Origin of the sequence: Streptomyces sp. GQFP (assembly GCF_021545335.1) — a bacterium.
Lineage (GTDB): Bacteria > Actinomycetota > Actinomycetes > Streptomycetales > Streptomycetaceae > Streptomyces.
Genome location: NZ_CP089312.1, coordinates 4010836 through 4027092, shown reverse-complemented (window position 1 = coordinate 4027092; position 16257 = coordinate 4010836). Strand labels below are relative to the sequence as shown.

Sequence of the window (16257 nt, the reverse complement as noted above, 5' to 3'; positions counted from 1 at the left end):
CGAAGCGAAGGGAAGACCGTGTTCAACTACATGGATCGCTTTCCCACCGGCAGCCCGCTGCCGCAGGGACACCTGACCGCGGCCCCTTGGGGCCTGCGCCGCATCGCCCCGTATCCGCCCGCTGAGGCCGCCGACCACGCGAGGGTGGAGCTGGATCCGGTGACGCAGAGCGCCCGGTACTTCGATTCCTCCGGGGCGCCGGCCATGTCCCCGGGGCACGGCACGTCATCCGGCACGAACCCCGCGACCGGCACCACGGGTCAGGGGGACCGTGCCGGCGGCGACGCCCCCGACAGCGACACGGGGAACGACACCGACCAGTGACGAACGACGACCGTCCGGTCCTGGTCCTCACGAACCTCGACGACCCGACCGCGGACTTCGTGATCGCCGAGCTGTACGACCGGGGTGTCCCGGTCGTGCGGTTCGACTCCGGTGACTTTCCCGCCTCGCTGTCGTGTTCGGCCGCCATCGGTGGCTGTACGGACAGTTGGAGCGGAAGCGTGCAGACGCCGAGCCGACATGCCGCACTGGGTTCGGTGCGGTCCATGTACTACCGGCGCCCCTCCGGGTTCTGCTTTCCCCACCTAGACAAGCAGGACGAGCGGTTCGCCGTGGCCCAGGCCCGCTACGGGCTCGGCGGCATCCTGACCTCGCTGCCCGGCTGCCTGTACGTCAACCATCCCAACCGGATCGGCGATGCCGAGTACAAGCCCGCCGGGCTCGCCGCCGCCGTGGCGGCCGGTTTCGTCGTGCCGCCCACTCTGATCACCAACGTGCCCGACGACGCACGGGAGTTCATCGAGGAGCACGGCCCGGCCGTCTTCAAGCCGATCTCCGTTCCGCTCCTTGTAGTCGACGGCAAGGCCCAGACGGTACCGGTGGCCGAGGTGGTCGCCGAGGAGATCGACGACTCCGTGACCGGCACCATGCACCTGTTCCAGAAGCGTGTGGACAAGGTCGCGGATGTCCGTGTCACGGTGATCGGCGAGCAGATCTTCGCGGTGCGGATCGACTCCGGGCTCCTCGACTGGCGCACGGACTACGGCACTCACACCTACACGCCTCTGGTCGCACCGCCTGCTGTGGAGCGGGCGATGCGTGCCTATCTGAAGCACTTCCGGCTTGTCTTCGGGGCCTTCGACTTCGCCCTGACCGACGCCGGCGAGTGGGTCTTCATCGAGTGCAACCCTTCGGGACAGTGGGCATGGATGGAGCCACCCACCGGTCTGCCCATGACATCCGCACTCGCCGATCTCCTGGAAGGAGGACTCCGTGACGAGTGAGCCCGATATCGAGGCGGTCGCGGCCGACCTCCGGCGGCAACTCGCCCGGCGACTGGAGAGGGACGGTTGGATCCGGTCGCCGGAGTGGCGGGCCGCCGTGGAAGCCGTGCCCCGCCATGTGTTCCTTCCCCGCTTCTACCGGGAGAGCGACGCTCCCGGTGTCACCGCCTGGGAGCCGGTCACACCGGAGACCGTCGGCCAGGAGGAGTGGCTTCGGCTCGTCTACACCGACGAGACGTGGATGACCCAGTTCGACGGCAGGGACATCGACTGGTCAGACCCGAAGCCGATCAGCAACGCGGCGCCCACCTCCTCGTCGACACTGCCGGGCCTCGTCGTCCGGATGCTCGAAGACCTGGATGTGCACGAGGGCATGAACGTCCTGGAGATCGGGACGGGTACCGGTTACTCGACAGCGCTCATGTGCCACCGACTCGGCGCTGAAGGCGTGACCTCGATCGAGACGGACGAGGGCGTGGCACGGCGAGCCCGCGATGCTCTCGCCACGTCCGGCCGTTCCCCTCACCTGCTGGTGGGCGACGGCCGCGTCGGCCATCCGGACGGTGCCCCCTACGACCGGCTGATCGCCACCTGCGGCTTCCGCAACATCCCTCCCGCCTGGCTGGAACAGGTGGTGCCCGGCGGCGTCATCCTCACCACCCTGCGCGGCTGGATGCGCTCCCTCGGCCTGGTCAAGCTCATCGTCACCGGCGACAGCGCGAGCGGCTGGTTCAGCGAGGACGACCCGAGCTTCATGATCGCCCGCCAGCAGGACGCGCCGGAGAGCCTCGGCATGATCCCTGGGCCTGACGACGGAACGACGAGGCAAGCCACGTACGGGCCGGGGGTCCTCACCCGCTCCGGACCGGGCTTCATGGCGCAGCTGGCGGCGCCGGACGCCCGTTTCTTCTCCATGCCGGTCGACGCCGGACCGGTGAGCACGTACGTGCTGGACGCTGTCACCGGGTCCTTCGCCGTCCTCGCTCCCACGGACGGCGGCTGGCAGGTCCGCCAGGGTGGCCCGCGTCGTCTCTGGGACGCGGTCGAGTCGGCGGTGGCCATCTGGGAGAAGTACGGCTCACCGAGCACCGCCGCGTTCGGCGTCACGGTGTCCCGCGACGCACAGGCCGTCTGGCTCGGGAACCCGAGCGGCCCGCAGTGGCCGCTACCCTCCTGAGTCCTGAGACAGTCACCCCCGACAACGAGGACGCCAGGATGGACGACGAACCGCTGAAGGACTGGGCGGAACGCCGCGACGCGCGGATCGGCCGACTGCGTGCCGTGCCGGTCGTCTCCGGCGACGGTCCCGGCGGATCGCATCTGCACCCGGAGGCGCCCCGAGCCATCGAGCGGTGGAACGGCCACACATGGGAGCCGTACGGGTTCGCCGCGAACCTGGCTGCGGCGAAGGCACTTCTCTACCCGGAGTCCGGCGAGCCCCCGACCTCGACGCCGGGGCGGGAGAGGAAGCCGCTCGGTTCCGGCACCGGCAGGCACCGCAAGCCACAGGCCCCCAGGCCGGAAGGCGATGGCCGGGCGCGATAGCGGCGACGCTCAGGCGCAACCAGCAGGCGCACAACAAGGGCGTGACCTGAAAGCCCCGCCCGCCACCAGTGAAACCCCTAGTCACGGCCAGTTGTGCCCTCGCCTACGGCGTCGGCGCGGGCTGTTCGCCCGAGCCGCGGACGATCAGGCGGGTGGGGACGGTGATCGTGCGGGCGCGGGTGCGGTCGCCGTCGAGTCGGGTCAGGGCGGTGGTCGCCGCTGTCCTGCCGAGTTCTTCCGCGTCCTGGGCGACGACCGTCAGGGCCGGTTCGAGTGCCTCGGCGAGCGCCACGTCGTCGAAGGCGACGACGGCGACGTCCTTGCGTTTGCTGCGGGCGAGTTCGGCGACTGTCCCCAGCGCCATCATGTTGTTGCCGGCGAACAGGGCCGTGGGAGGATCGGACAGGCCGAGGAGTTGGGCGGTCGCGGCCTCGGCGCCCTGCTGGTCGTGGGCGTTGGTGACGAGCGCGCGGTCGTAGGGGATGTCGGCTTCCTGGAGCGCAGAGCGGTAGCCGGCCAGGCGTTCGCGGCGTGTGTACAGCTTCGGGGGCAGGTCGCCGACGAAGCCGATGCGCCGGTGTCCGTGGGCGATCAGGTGGGCGACACCGTCGTGGGCGCCGGCGCGGTTGGAGCTGACGATGCTGTCCGTGGCGAGGCCGACTCCGGGTCGGTCGAGGAAGATCACCGGCAGTCCCGCCGTACGCTGGGACTTGAGGTGGGAGTGGTCCGCGCCGACGGACGGTACGACGATCAGGATGCTGACGCGGCGGGCGAGGAACTTGTCCGTCAGGGCGCGTTCGCGTACGGGGTCGTCCGCGGAGGAGCCCATCAGCAGGGTCAGGTTCCGGTCGCGGACCGTGTCCTCGATGCTCCGGGCCACGGCCCCGAAGAAGGGGTTCCCGAGGTCCGGGATGACCAGTCCGACCGTGGTGTCGGGTCCGCCGACGCGGATGTTGCGGGCCATCAGGTTCGGCTGGAAGCCGAGCTTGGCGACTGCGGCCAGTACCTGTTCCCTGGTCCTGGCGGAAGCGGGCCCGTCCTCGTTGAGGACTCGGGAGACCGTCTTGGCGCTGACACCGACTTCTCGGGCGACATCGGTCAGGGTGGGGCGGCGGTTCGCTGCCATGGAGAAACCGTCCTGTGGGCTCTCGGTTCCGGCCGCGGCCTCGGCCGGACACCAGAAGAGCCGGGTTGTGCTGTCAGGTGGCCTGGACTCCCGCGGCCTTCGCCGCCTCGGAATCCGCTACGACAGTATCTCCGGCCGCGTCCACGGTGAGAGCGCCGGTCATGATGGCGACGACCTCGGCCATGGAGTAGTCGGAGGGCTTGATCACGGCGGCGCGCCGGCCGAGGCGGTGTACGTGGATCCGGTCGGCGATCTCGAAGACGTGCGGCATGTTGTGGCTGATCAGGACGACCGGCATGCCCTTGTCACGGACCCGGCGGATCAGGTCCAGGACCTGGCCGGACTCCTTGACGCCGAGCGCGGCGGTGGGCTCGTCCATGACGACGACGGAGCTGGCCCAGGCGACGGAACGGGCGACCGCGACGGCCTGCCGCTGACCGCCGGAGAGGGTCTCCACCGACTGCGTCAGCGAGCGCAGACCGATCTTCAGGTCGGCCATGTGCTCGGCGGCCTCCTGGCGCATGCGCTTCTTGTCGAGCATGCGGAAGACACTGCCGAGGACGCCGGGGCGGCGGAGTTCGCGCCCGAGGAACACGTTCGAGGCGATGTCCATGGACGCGGCCACGGCGAGGTCCTGATAGACCGTCTCGATGCCGTGGGCGCGAGCGCTCTGCGGCCCCGAGAAGGTGATGGGCTCGCCGCCCAGCCGTATCTCGCCCGCGTCGGGGGTCACGGCACCCGTGAGCGCCTTGATCAGGCTGGTCTTGCCCGCGCCGTTGTCGCCGATGACGGCGAGGACCTCACCGGGCAGCAGGTCGAAGTCGGCGCCGTCGATGGCGGTGACCTGGCCGTACCGCTTGACCAGACCGCGGGCCTGAAGGACAGGGGTGGGGGTGCCGGTGGCGGTCATCGGGCCTTCTTCCGGGAGAGCTGGTCGACGGTCACCGCGAGGATCACCAGGACCCCGGTGATCAGGGTCTGGTAGATGGACGCGACGCCCATCAGCTGGAGCCCGTTGCGGAACACACCGACGATGAGGACGCCGATGAAGGTGCCCAGCACCGACCCGCGTCCACCGAAGAGGCTCGTGCCGCCGAGGACCACCGCGGTGATGCTGTCGAGGTTGTCGGTCTGCCCCGCCTGCGGATCGCCCACTCCGGTACGGGAGATGAGCAGCAGGGCGGCGATGCCGTACAGCAGGCCGGCCACGGTGTAGATGCCGATGGTGAGGCGGGAGGTACGGATGCCGTTCAGCCGGGCGGCCTCGGCGCTGTTGCCCAGCGCGTACACGTGCCGGCCCCAGCCGGTGCTGCTCAGGGCGTAGGCGAAGAGCAGGAACAGGGCGATGGTGACGAGGGAGCCGTAGGTGATGTCGGTGTGGCCGAGGGGGAAGGTCTCGCCGAGGGCGGTCAGCGGGCCCGGCAGATTGCTGACCGTCTGCTCCTCGGAGTAGATGTGGGTCAGCGCGAACGCCACGTTGAGCATGCCGAGGGTCACGATGAACGGCGGCAACGGGATCTTCTGCACCAACAGCCCGTTGAGCAGCCCGAACCCACCACAGACGCCGATCCCGAGGGCGATGGCGACGAGCGGGGGCAGAGACCCCTCGGCGGCCATCTTGGCGATCACGATGCTGCCGAACGCCATCACCGCCCCGCACGACAGGTCGATCCCGGCGGTCAGGATGATCAGGGTCTGCCCGATGGCGAGGGTGCCCACGACCATGACCTGCTGCACGATCAGCGAGAAGTTCCCGCCGGTCAGGAACTGATCGGTCGAGAGCGAGAAGAAGGCACAGGCCAGGAGAAGCGCGACCAGAGGCCCGGTGGTCGGCGCCGTAAGCAGTCTGCGAGCCGTGCTGGGTGCTTTGAGCTCCGAGTAGGGGGAGGAGGCGCCCGGGGGTGTGATCGTGGCTGTCATGCGAATTCCTTGTCGGAAGACAGATGTCCGGGTCGGCGAACGGCGGACGGGGGTGGGGGTGGGGGTGGGGGTGGGGGTGGGGGTGGGGGGGGCGAGGGACGGCGGATTGGGGCGGCTCTGGTAAGTCGGGCGCGCGACAGCGCCCCGACAGGGGCGCGGGGAACTGCGCGACCAGCCCCCACCGGGCCGCAGCAAACTCCGCGCCCCCCAGCGGAGCGCTCTGCTCAGCCCCAGCAGTTCTCCAGGCCATAGACGGTGTCCTTCGACGCCACCCCGCCCTGCGCCTTGTCACTGATCAACGTGACCCCGGTGTCCGTGTACCCGGACGCCTTCGTACCGTCCTTCGCGTACGCCACGACCGCCTTGACACCCTCCGCGGCCATCTTCAACGGATACTGCTGCGAAGTCGCGGCGATCTTGCCGTCCTTGACGGCCTGCGTGCCGGTGCAGCCGCCGTCGACGGAGACGATCAGTACGTCCTTCTCCCGGCCCTTGGCCTTCAGCGCGGTGTACGCGCCCAGCGCGGCCGGCTCGTTGATGGTGTAGACGACGTTGATGTCCGGCTCCTTCTGGAGACAGTTCTCCATCGCCGTCTGGCCCTTGGCCTGGTCGCCGCCCGTGTCCTGGGCGCACACGACGTCCTTGTCGGTGGCGCCGAACCCCTTCAGGAAACCGTCGTGGCGCTGGACGCCGACGGAGACGCCCGGCGCGAGGTCGAGCGCGGCTATCTTCGCCGTCTTGCCCGCCATCGCGGCCTTGGCGTACTCGCCGATCAGCTCACCGGCCTTGAGGTTGTCGGTGGCGAAGAGGGCGTCGACCGCGCTCTCCGGCTCGGTCGGGGTGTCCAGGGCGATGACCAGAACCCCCTTGGCGCGGGCCTTCTCGATCGCGGGCACGATCGCCTTGGAGTCGCTCGGGGTGATCAGGATGCCCTTGACCCCGGCGGCGACCATGTTCTCGACGGCGGTGACCTGCCCGGCGTTGTCCCCGTCGAACTTGCCCGCCGCGGTGGACAGTTGGACGCCGTTCTCCTTGGCGGCCTTCTCCGCGCCCTCCTTCATCTTCACGAAGAACGGGTTGGTGTCGGTCTTGGTGATCAGACCGACCTTGATCTCGCCCGAGCCGGAACTCGACGAGCTCGATCCGGAGCCGGACCCGCAGGCCGTCAGGGTGAGGGCCGCGACGCCCGAGACGGCGGCGACTCTGAGGAGGGAGGAGGACAGGCGAGTGGTACGAGACATCATCGGCTCCTGTGGATAGCGAGCGGCACGGAAGTGGGATCGATCAGAGCACACCGCCCCGGAGTGTCATCGTTGACTTATGTCATCGTTGACACCGCCTGGCGAGGATGATGGACTCCGCCTCCCGGAAACGTCAATGCCCCGCGCTCGTCACAAATTGGCAAACACCCGCGGCGGGCACCCACCGTGACTGTCCGTCAGCCGCCCTCCCGCGTGACCGGGGTGCCCGTACGCCCGTCAGAGAAGCAGCTCGCTGCAGCCGACCGCGCCTGACGGGCGAGCGTGCCGCTCAACAGGCCATCGTGGCCGAACCGTTGACGCGTCGGCCGGATTGCCTCCATCATCGGGCCACTCGATGTCAGCGATGACACAAGTCAACGATGACACTCCTCGCCTGAGCCGGTGCCGTGGGACGACGGCACCAGCGAGGCGCTACTTCAGCGGCCGGATCCGCGCCGGGCGGCAGGCTTCGCTGCCCGGACGGCCGCAGTACAGGAGAGCCCATGAGCGCTGCACATGTATCCCGGCATGCCCGCATACGGATGATCGCGGCGGTGGTGACGGTCTGCGCCCTGTCCGCCGCCCCGCTCGCCCCCCAGGCCGTGGCCGCCGACGCCTCGCCGTACTCCGAGACCTACCGGCCCCAGTTCCACTTCACGCCGGAGAAGAACTGGATGAACGACCCCAACGGCCTTGTGTACTACGAGGGCGAGTACCACCTCTTCTACCAGTACAACCCGAACGGCAACTCCTGGGGCGACATGTCCTGGGGCCACGCGGTCAGCACGGACCTCGTGCACTGGACGGAACTGCCGCTCGCCCTCTCGCACGACGACAACGAGATGGTGTTCTCCGGCAGCGCGGTCGTCGACCGGGACAACACCACCGGCTTCGGCACGACGGAGAACCCGGCCATGGTGGCGATCTACACCAGCCACAACAAAACGACGGGCATCCAGGCCCAGTCGCTCGCCTACAGCACCGACCGCGGCCGTACCTGGACGAAGTACCAGGGCAATCCCGTCCTCGACATCGGCTCCAAGGACTTCCGCGACCCGAAGGTCCAGTGGTACGCGCCGACGAACAGCTGGCTGATGACGGTGTCGATGTCCGCCGATCACAAGGTGCGGTTCTACTCGTCGAAGAACCTCAAGGACTGGAACCTGCAGAGCGAGTTCGGTCCGGCGGGCGCGACGGGCGGGGTGTGGGAGTGCCCGGATCTGTTCCCCCTCGCGGTCGACGGGGACACGAACAACATCAAGTGGGTCCTGGTCGTCAACATCAACCCCGGTGGTATCGCGGGCGGTTCGGCCGCCCAGTACTTCGTCGGCGACTTCGACGGCACGAAGTTCACCGCCGAGGACAAGGGCACGTACGTCCCGCCCACCGGCACGGTGGTGCAGGACTTCGAGGGCACGGACTTCGGCTCGTGGACGACCACGGGCAGCGCGTTCGGCCAGGCGCCGGCCGCCGGGGCGTTGGACGGCCAGCAGGCGGTCTCCGGCTTCGAGGGCAAGGGCCTCGCCAACAGCTTCCACTCGGGCGACGGCACCACCGGCACCCTGACCTCGCCCTCCTTCACCGTCGACAGCAAGTACCTGAACTTCAAGGTCGGCGGCGGCCGGCATCCGCACGCGGACGGCACGGTCCTCGCCGACTTCGAGGGCGGCACCTACGGCAACTGGATGACGACCGGGAACGCCTTCGGCACCGCACCGGCCACCGGCACCCTCCCCAACCAGCAGGAGGTCTCCGGCTTCCTGGGCAAGGGCCTGGTCAACTCCTACCTGAACGGCGACACCACCACCGGCACGCTCACCTCGCCCGAGTTCACCGTCGACAAGGACTACGTCAACTTCCTTGTGGGTGGCGGCTACCACCCCGTCGGCTCCGGCAACCCGACCGCGATCGAACTGCTCGTCGACGGCCAGGTGGTCCGCAGCACCACCGGACAGGACAACGAAGCACTCGACTGGGCCTCCTGGGACGTCAAGGACCTCGCCGGCGAGCAGGCGCAGATCAGGATCGTCGACGACAACACCGGCGGCTGGGGTCACCTCAACGTCGACCACATCACGCTCTCCGACACCCAGGCCCAGCCCGCCACCCAGGAGACGTCCGTCAACCTGATCGTCGACGGCGAGGTCGTCCGGAGCGCCACCGGCTCCAACAGCGAGACCCTGGACTGGGCCTCCTTCGACCTGCGCCCCTACGCGGGCAAGCAGGCGCGGATCCAGCTCGTCGACATGAACAACGCCGACTGGGGCCACGTCCTCGCCGACCGGTTCACCGAAGCCGACACCGCCGCCAAGTCCGTCGTACAGCGCGCCGACTGGGCCGACTACGGCAAGGACTACTACGCGGCGGTGTCCTGGGAGGACGCGCCCGACGGCAAGCGGTACATGATCGGCTGGATGAACAACTGGGACTACGGCGGAGCCGTCCCCACCTCCCCCTGGCGCGGCGCGCAGAGCGTCCCCCGGGAGATGGCCCTGCGTACGGTCGACGGCCGGATCCGGCTGACCAGCGAGCCGGTGAGCAGCCTGGAGTCCCTCCGGGCGGAGCCCCCGGCGACAGCGTCCGGTGTCACCGTCGACAGCACCACGCAGACCCTGATCGGCCCCGAGGCCGAGGGCAAGTCGCTCGACATCGAGGTGACCTTCTCCCTCGACGACGCCGCCCGCTTCGGCCTGAAGGTGCGCACCGGCGCCGACGGCGAGGAGACCGTCATCGGCTACGACACCACGACCCAGGAGCTGTACGTCGACCGCACCCACTCCGGCGCCGTCGACTTCAACAGCACCTTCCCCGGCGTCCAGACCGCACCCCTGAAGGCCGAGAACGGCAAGGTCAAGCTGCGGATCCTCGTCGACTGGTCCTCCGTCGAGGTCTTCGGCGGCAACGGCGAGGCCGTCATCACCGACCAGATCTTCCCCGACCCCGCCAGCCAGGGAGTGCAGGTCTTCGCCGAGAACGGCTCGGTGACGCTGGACGAGGCCGAGGTCTGGCACCTCGACTCCGCGCACAACTGACACCCACGACCGACGCCTGCGACGGACAAGGACACAAGCCCGTGAAGAAAACCCTGCTCGCCGAGTTCACCGCCCGCGAGGGCGCCGAGGACGAGGTCGCCCGCCTGATCGGCGACTACGCCCTGAAGGTCCGCGAGGAGGAAGGCAACCTCGCCTTCGACGTCTACACCAAGGCAGCCGCCCCGCGCGCCTTCTGGATCTTCGAGGTGTACCGCGACGAGGACGCCTTCCAGGCGCACTTGAAGGCACCGTACGGCGGCCCGTTCAACGCCGTCCTCACCCCGCTGATCGAGGAGGACGCCTCGGTGCTGAAGTTCCTCGATCCGGTGACCTGACCCGACCCCGCCCGATCCGGTGACTGACGCCGGCCGGGCCTGCGCCGCGGGCCCGGTACCGGCGCATCGTCATGCCGCTGTCCGGTCCGGCGACCGAGTCGGCCCTCCAGGACCCCACCTGGGAACGCTCCGGCCACACCGTCCGAGGCCGCGACGGCTGCCGAGTCCCTCTCCCCTGGACCGCCGACACCCCCCACTTCGGCTTCAGCACAGTCGGGTCCACGACCCCCTGGCTGCCCCAGCCCCAGGACTGGAAGTCGTACACCGCAGCGGCCAACCAGGCCGACCCCACCTCCATGCTCCACCTCTACCGCTCCGCCCTACGCCTGCGCCGCACCAACCCCAACCTCCGAGGCGAGCAGCTCCGCTGGCTGGACAGCCCACCCGACACCCTCCTCTTCGAACGCGGCACCGGCCTCCTGTGCGCGGTCAACCTCTCCGACCGTCCGATGCCACTGCCCGAGGCCTGGAGCCCTCTCCTCACGTCGGGCCCTCTGACCAATACGGGGATGCTGCCCCCGAACACGACAGCCCTCCTACTGGACTGACCACCACCCGACGCGTCCCGCGCCGCCCCATACGCCAGGGCCTGTCCGGTCCCATCCCCGCTGACCGGACGGGCCCTGGTCCTTGGAATCATGGGCGACCGGTTCGACCGGTTCGACCGGCTGTCTGGCCTCGGCCGAGCGACGCCAGACAACCGAGGGCCGTACACCACGGCTGATATCCGCCCGTAACCAACACATGGCAGCATCCACAACCGCCGGACTCCGAGTCGTCCACAGAGCCCCGAGGCGGTCCCGCATGACAATGAGCACCGCGCTGTGGTCCTTCGCCCTGGTCGTCGGGCTTCTCGTCGTCACCCCCGGCCTGGACACGGCGGTCATCCTGCGCACCGCGGCCGTCGGCCGGCGCACCCGTGCCTGGGGGGTGGTGCTGGGGATCCAGACCGGCACGCTCGTCTGGGGCGCGCTGACCTCGCTCGGTGTGACCGCCCTGGTGACCGCGTCCCACATCCTGTACGAGATCCTGCGCTGGGCCGGCGCGGCCTACCTGCTGTGGATGGCCGTACGCATGATCCACGCCACCTTCCACGGCCACCTCACGGACACCACCCCCGACGAAGCCGTGACCGGCGACGACGACACCCTGGCCGGCGGCTGGCGCCAGGGAACCCTGACCAACCTCCTCAACCCCAAGATGGGCGTCTTCTACGTCGCGGTCCTGCCCCAGTTCATCCCCGCCGGCGCCCCGCACTTCTCGACGGGCCTGCTGCTGACCGCCGTACACATCGTCGTCGCCGTCCTCTGGTGCAGCGTCCTCATCGTCTCCGTGTCCGCCCTGGGCACCTGGCTCCGCAGAGCCCGCGTCCGCCGGACCCTGGACCGGGTGACCGGCACCGTCATCGCGACCTTCGCCGTACGCCTGGCGCTGGATGACCGGGTGACGACGTAGAGGCGGCATGGAAAAGGGCGAGGTCCGAAGACCCCGCCCACTACCTGCTCACGAACCCCCGGCTCACGGCCACACAAGGCAGTACGGCTGATGCCCCGCCTCATGCAACCGATGGCTGAAGTCCTGCCACTCATGCAGCGAATGAGAGGGGGAGGGGGCTGACCTGGGGTTTCGTAGGGAAAGTGCGTTGAACTGGGGAAACTCCTCTCCGTAGTTCTCATGGGTCAACGCCGTTTCCCAGGTTCATGTGCCCTGGATGTGCCCTCGCGGACGGCTGTACCCGGAGGTCCTGCAGTCAGCGCACTTATCTCAGATCAGTATGTCGCTGCGCACGGACGTCGATAGCCCGAGGAAAAGGACGGGCTCCGGGCAGCGGTCGCACGAGAGGCGGTGTTACCGCTTCTGCTCGGTGGTTCTCCACGGCCCAGGGCGCATTCTGGTGCACTGAGTTCTTGACCCCCATCTCGGCCCGTACGGATACGGTGTGAACTGCAGACCCATGCAAGGTCGATGGGATGACAACAGGGGGACGGATGGCCGACGGCTCGGTGCTCGCGGACCTGCACTTCGGGCGCGAGGATGCCGAACGAGACGTAACGGAAGGGTTGCTGTTACGCGGTGGGTTTCTGCCCAACGCCGCGTACCGCGCGGCGGTGAGCGGACGCAAGATGCTGATCATTGGCCGTAAGGGCGCCGGAAAGAGCGCCATCTGCATGCAGTTGATGGCGGACAGCGCGCACACCACCGGCAAGATCCTGGTCACCCCGGACGAGACGGCGGGGGAGGAGATCCGGCGGTTCGAGCTGCAGGGGCTGCCCGGAGATTCGGCAAAGGCGTTGATCTGGCGGTACGTTTTTGCCGTACATGCGGCCCGCCACGTTGTGGCCCACGCCAAGGACGCGCACGGTAGGAGACCTGACTCAGTCAAGGCGCTGGTTCGCTTCCTTAAGCAGAATGACGAACTGCCGGGCGAACGGCTTGGAGACCGGCTGGCACAGGGGGCGAAGGGACTGCAGACCTCCCTCGCCCTGGAGGCGTTCGGCATCAAGGCTGGCGTGGATCTCGCGCAGTCGCCGTCGGAGGGCGCACGGGCCGCCCGCCAGTTGGAGGTGGTGGAGCAGGGCGTGGCCAAGGCCGTCGCCGATCTCGGGTGCGACGCCGCGCACGGGCCGCTGCTGTTGATGGTCGATCAGCTGGAGCAGGTGTGGTCGGCGGAGCCTGACAGCAATTCCATGGTGATCGGCCTGCTACTGGCGGCGAAGCACGCGGCAAGCCTCTACGGGCGGTTCGTGCGGTTCCTGCTATTCCTGCGTTCCGACATCTACGACTCGCTGTCCTTTGGCGAGGGCGATAAGTTCCACGGCGACGAACTACGCATCACCTGGACGGAACAGGCCCTGAGAGACCTCGCTCTGGCCCGCGCGCGGGCCTCTGCCGAAGAGGACTTGAGCATCGAGGAGCTTTGGCGGGAGATCTTCCCGCCGACCATCCGGGATGAGGAGACGGCGACGTACCTGTTCAGCCGCTGTCTGCTTCGGCCCCGGGATGCCATCCAGTTCCTCAACCTCTGCCAGGAGACCGCCTGGCTGATCCATGGCAGGGACCGGATCACGGAGGCGGACGTCCTCCAAGCCAGTCGGCAGTTCTCCGCGTGGAAGCTGAAGGACCTCACGTTGGAGTACCTGGTCGCGCACCCCTTCCTCAAACACCTCTTCCCTCTCTTTCAGAACAGCGGATACGTGGTCACCCGTCCTGTGCTCGCCAGCCGCTTCGAGGCGGCCGTCGAGACGCTCCATCGGCTATTCCCCGCGTACGCCGACGTGCTGACTCTGTCCGGGGTTGTCGACATTTTGTACGGGGTGGGCTTCCTCGGAGTGCGTCGTGGCAACGACGTCGTGTTCGCAGGTGGCGATGAGCTGCCGGTGCAGCCGCACGAGACGGAGTTCCAGGTCCACCCCTGCTTCCGCGAGGCGCTCGGTGCCACCAGCGCGATCGACCTGCGCCGCTATGAGCCGCAGTTGGCGCAGGCCCGTATCGCCTCGGGGTACATCCACGCGGATGCACTGGCGGCGAGTTCCTTCAACCGCGACGACCGGCTGCTGCGCGAGGCCGGCCGGTCCTGCCACTCAATCCTTGCCCAGGTTGGCCGGGCGCTGGGGCTGGCGCAGGACGCCCGGGACGAGATCATGGAGCAGATCACCCGCGTGCTGGACGACGCGAACAGCCTCTCGGCGAGTATTGGCGCCACGGATGTGGAGGACCATCTCCTCGCTACCGCTCACTACTTCAATGCTCTTGCCGCGCAACTCCACGCCAGCGGACTGGACGACATCGCGGGCGCCGGCGGCGTCGCGCATCGCATGGAGGAAGAGGCGCGGCGACTTCGCCGCCTGGCGGGTGGGTCCTTTGGGAGCTCGGGTGACTCGGGGGGAACCTGAACTGTGGGTGGAGGAGTGATACGAGTGAAGGAATTCGGGGCACGACCGTAGCGCCACGATGGCAATCCGCCAACCGGGGAGGGCAGGGATGCAGGGCGTACTGCTCGCTGAGCGCTATCGGATCAAGGACCGCCTTGGCGCGGGTGGCATGGGTGAGGTCTGGTCCGCGCAGGACGAGCGCATGCGGCGTGAGGTGGCGGTCAAACTCGTACATGCGGTGCCCCGCATTGGCGAGGCGGAAACGCAAGCCAGATTCCAGCGCGAAGTGCAGTTGGCGGGGTGCCTTTCCCACCAGAACATCGTCACCGTTCATGACTTTGGTGAGGTTCCGGTTAGGGGGCATCAGACGCTCTACCTCGTGATGGAACTCGTTCCCGGTATCTCCCTTCGCCAGCGGCTGAAGCAGTCGACGCCACCCTGGCCGATGGCTGTCGCGTGGGCTACACAGATTGCTCAGGCGCTACACGCCGCGCATCTTCAGGACATCGTCCATCGGGACATCAAACCGGCCAACGTCCTTCTTACGCCCGAGGGGAGGATCAAAGTTCTTGACTTCGGTGTCGCAAAGTTTATAGGCGACACCGTAAGCGTCCATGCCCTCACCGCTACAGGTGCCGTGCTGGGCTCCCCGCCGTACATGTCTCCGGAACAGGCCGAAGGTGTTCGGGAGATCGATCGCCGCAGCGATCTCTACTCGTTGGGATGCCTCCTCTACGACACAGTGACGGGTCGCCCACCGTTTGACGGCCACCACCCGATGGCCGTGCTCCGCATGCATCTGGATGAAACGCCAACCGAGCCAGGTACTCATGTCGAGGGCCTGCCCGGGCCGCTAAACGACCTCATCATGAGCCTGCTCGCCAAACGACCGGATGATCGCCCGTCGGACGCAGCCGCCGTTCACGACGCCCTGAGCACGGTGTTAATCGATCATGCCACCCGGCTGCCGGGCGGCAATCTGCTGGACGTCGTCGAGCTGGGGCATACCGACTCCCTGGCCGCACGGGTTCTGAAGAAGTCTTGGCAGGTCTGGCTGCGTACCCAGAAGGACAGTGCGTCCAAGTTGGAGGAGGCCGACGCCCTCTTCGCGGAAGCTGACGTTTACTTCAACGAGACCCGTACCAAAGCCGCGGAAGCGGCCTCCGAGTTCGAGGCTCACCTCGCCAAACGCCGCAAGCAGGCTGAACAAACCGATCGCGACCTCGTAGTCCGGCAGGCCAAGGCTGAGCAGCAGTTGGCCGAGACCGAGTACCGCGCTGAGCGACTCCGCCTGGGGATCGAGGAGATGCACACTGATGCCGAGCGCCAGGCTCAGCGGATCATGGAGAACGCCCGTCTGCAGGCCGCAGATATCGTCGCCGCCGCCGATGCAGAGGCTCTCCAGATCCGCATCAAAGTCGAGCGTGAGCGCACAGCTCGTAGCAGCGTCGTCAGCCATGGCACGGATATCTCGTCTTACGGTTTCGAGCTCGTGCGCCGGGGCTACGATCGCGCGCAGGTGGACGAGTGTATTTCCAATCTCACCTCCGACCGCGGCAGTGCACTGGCCCACGTGACCACGCTGGAAGAGCTGATCAGGAATCTGCACGTCGCGTCGATGGGTGCTGAGCGGGACAACGGCCAGGCTGTGGAAGCGCGACGCCGAGCCGCAGACATCATCGCCGACGCCAACGCACGAGCCCGGCGGGCCAGCAGGATCAGATCGCCCTCCGACTTCGAGCTCGTGCGACGGGGCTACGATCGCGCGCAGGTGGACGAACGCATTTCCAAGCTCGTCTCCGACCGAGACAGCGCGATGTCTCGCATCGACACGCTGGCAAAGCGTATCGAGGAGCTGTATTCGCCACAGGTGTGATGAAGGCGTAGGTGCAAGCAACCT

General features: G+C 68.0%; 14 protein-coding genes. 10 read left to right on the top strand and 4 right to left on the bottom strand.

Annotated features, from left to right (window positions below):
- Positions 1-18: 18 nt before the first annotated feature.
- The 4 genes from tgmA to LUX31_RS17755 are packed head-to-tail and all read left to right on the top strand — an operon-like array spanning position 19 to position 2831.
- A complete protein-coding gene (tgmA, locus tag LUX31_RS17770) occupies positions 19-324 on the top strand; it encodes a putative ATP-grasp-modified RiPP (RefSeq protein WP_235475762.1) in 306 nt (101 codons plus the stop codon).
- Complete coding sequence (tgmB, locus tag LUX31_RS17765; protein WP_235475761.1) at positions 321-1286, top strand: ATP-grasp ribosomal peptide maturase; 966 nt, start codon at positions 321-323, stop codon at positions 1284-1286. Before tgmA ends, tgmB begins: the two co-directional genes overlap by 4 nt.
- Entirely contained in the window at positions 1276-2463 is a 1188-nt protein-coding gene (tgmC, locus tag LUX31_RS17760) for an ATP-grasp peptide maturase system methyltransferase (RefSeq protein ID WP_235475760.1), read from the top strand. Before tgmB ends, tgmC begins: the two co-directional genes overlap by 11 nt.
- A gap of 38 nt (positions 2464-2501) precedes the next feature.
- Positions 2502-2831, top strand: coding sequence for a DUF6087 family protein (locus LUX31_RS17755; RefSeq protein WP_235475759.1), 330 nt, complete (start codon positions 2502-2504; stop codon positions 2829-2831).
- 103 nt (positions 2832-2934) lie between these two features.
- Here the strand turns inward: LUX31_RS17755 and LUX31_RS17750 are convergent, their stop codons facing one another.
- The 4 genes from LUX31_RS17750 to LUX31_RS17735 all read right to left on the bottom strand — a co-directional run bounded on the left by LUX31_RS17750 (position 2935) and on the right by LUX31_RS17735 (position 7118).
- Positions 2935-3957, bottom strand: coding sequence for a LacI family DNA-binding transcriptional regulator (locus tag LUX31_RS17750; protein ID WP_235475758.1), 1023 nt, complete (start codon positions 3955-3957; stop codon positions 2935-2937).
- Positions 3958-4030: 73 nt separating this feature from the next.
- The gene (locus LUX31_RS17745) at positions 4031-4867 is read right to left on the bottom strand and encodes an ATP-binding cassette domain-containing protein (RefSeq protein ID WP_235475757.1); all 837 of its coding nucleotides are present in this window, start codon (positions 4865-4867) and stop codon (positions 4031-4033) included.
- Complete coding sequence (locus LUX31_RS17740; RefSeq protein ID WP_235475756.1) at positions 4864-5877, bottom strand: ABC transporter permease; 1014 nt, start codon at positions 5875-5877, stop codon at positions 4864-4866. The genes LUX31_RS17745 and LUX31_RS17740 overlap by 4 nt, the downstream gene beginning before the upstream one ends.
- 224 nt (positions 5878-6101) lie before the next feature.
- Complete coding sequence (locus LUX31_RS17735; RefSeq protein ID WP_235475755.1) at positions 6102-7118, bottom strand: sugar ABC transporter substrate-binding protein; 1017 nt, start codon at positions 7116-7118, stop codon at positions 6102-6104.
- A gap of 503 nt (positions 7119-7621) precedes the next feature.
- On the opposite strand from LUX31_RS17735, the gene LUX31_RS17730 reads away from it, so the two are divergent.
- From LUX31_RS17730 to LUX31_RS17705, 6 genes are all read left to right on the top strand, one after another.
- The gene (locus LUX31_RS17730) at positions 7622-10150 is read left to right on the top strand and encodes a GH32 C-terminal domain-containing protein (RefSeq protein ID WP_328285667.1); all 2529 of its coding nucleotides are present in this window, start codon (positions 7622-7624) and stop codon (positions 10148-10150) included.
- A 41-nt stretch (positions 10151-10191) separates the two neighbouring features.
- Entirely contained in the window at positions 10192-10485 is a 294-nt protein-coding gene (locus tag LUX31_RS17725; protein WP_235475754.1) for a putative quinol monooxygenase, read from the top strand.
- A gap of 71 nt (positions 10486-10556) precedes the next feature.
- On the top strand, positions 10557-11033 hold the full coding sequence (locus LUX31_RS17720; protein ID WP_235475753.1) for a DUF3459 domain-containing protein: 477 nt from the start codon (positions 10557-10559) through the stop codon (positions 11031-11033).
- A gap of 256 nt (positions 11034-11289) precedes the next feature.
- On the top strand, positions 11290-11940 hold the full coding sequence (locus LUX31_RS17715; protein WP_235475752.1) for a LysE family translocator: 651 nt from the start codon (positions 11290-11292) through the stop codon (positions 11938-11940).
- Between the two features lie 533 nt (positions 11941-12473).
- Positions 12474-14378, top strand: coding sequence for a P-loop ATPase, Sll1717 family (locus tag LUX31_RS17710; RefSeq protein WP_235475751.1), 1905 nt, complete (start codon positions 12474-12476; stop codon positions 14376-14378).
- 88 nt (positions 14379-14466) lie between these two features.
- Positions 14467-16233, top strand: a complete 1767-nt coding sequence (locus LUX31_RS17705) for a serine/threonine-protein kinase (protein WP_235475750.1) — start codon at positions 14467-14469, stop codon at positions 16231-16233.
- The last annotated feature ends 24 nt before the right edge of the window (positions 16234-16257 follow it).

Coding starts and splice junctions, on each gene's coding strand:
- LUX31_RS17755 (WP_235475759.1), top strand. CDS start 2,502: ATGGACGACGAACCGCTGAAGGACTGGGCGGAACGCCGCGACGCGCGG.
- LUX31_RS17750 (WP_235475758.1), bottom strand. CDS start 3,957: ATGGCAGCGAACCGCCGCCCCACCCTGACCGATGTCGCCCGAGAAGTC.
- LUX31_RS17745 (WP_235475757.1), bottom strand. CDS start 4,867: ATGACCGCCACCGGCACCCCCACCCCTGTCCTTCAGGCCCGCGGTCTG.
- LUX31_RS17740 (WP_235475756.1), bottom strand. CDS start 5,877: ATGACAGCCACGATCACACCCCCGGGCGCCTCCTCCCCCTACTCGGAG.
- LUX31_RS17735 (WP_235475755.1), bottom strand. CDS start 7,118: ATGTCTCGTACCACTCGCCTGTCCTCCTCCCTCCTCAGAGTCGCCGCC.
- LUX31_RS17730 (WP_328285667.1), top strand. CDS start 7,622: ATGAGCGCTGCACATGTATCCCGGCATGCCCGCATACGGATGATCGCG.
- LUX31_RS17720 (WP_235475753.1), top strand. CDS start 10,557: ATGCCGCTGTCCGGTCCGGCGACCGAGTCGGCCCTCCAGGACCCCACC.
- LUX31_RS17715 (WP_235475752.1), top strand. CDS start 11,290: ATGACAATGAGCACCGCGCTGTGGTCCTTCGCCCTGGTCGTCGGGCTT.
- LUX31_RS17710 (WP_235475751.1), top strand. CDS start 12,474: ATGGCCGACGGCTCGGTGCTCGCGGACCTGCACTTCGGGCGCGAGGAT.
- LUX31_RS17705 (WP_235475750.1), top strand. CDS start 14,467: ATGCAGGGCGTACTGCTCGCTGAGCGCTATCGGATCAAGGACCGCCTT.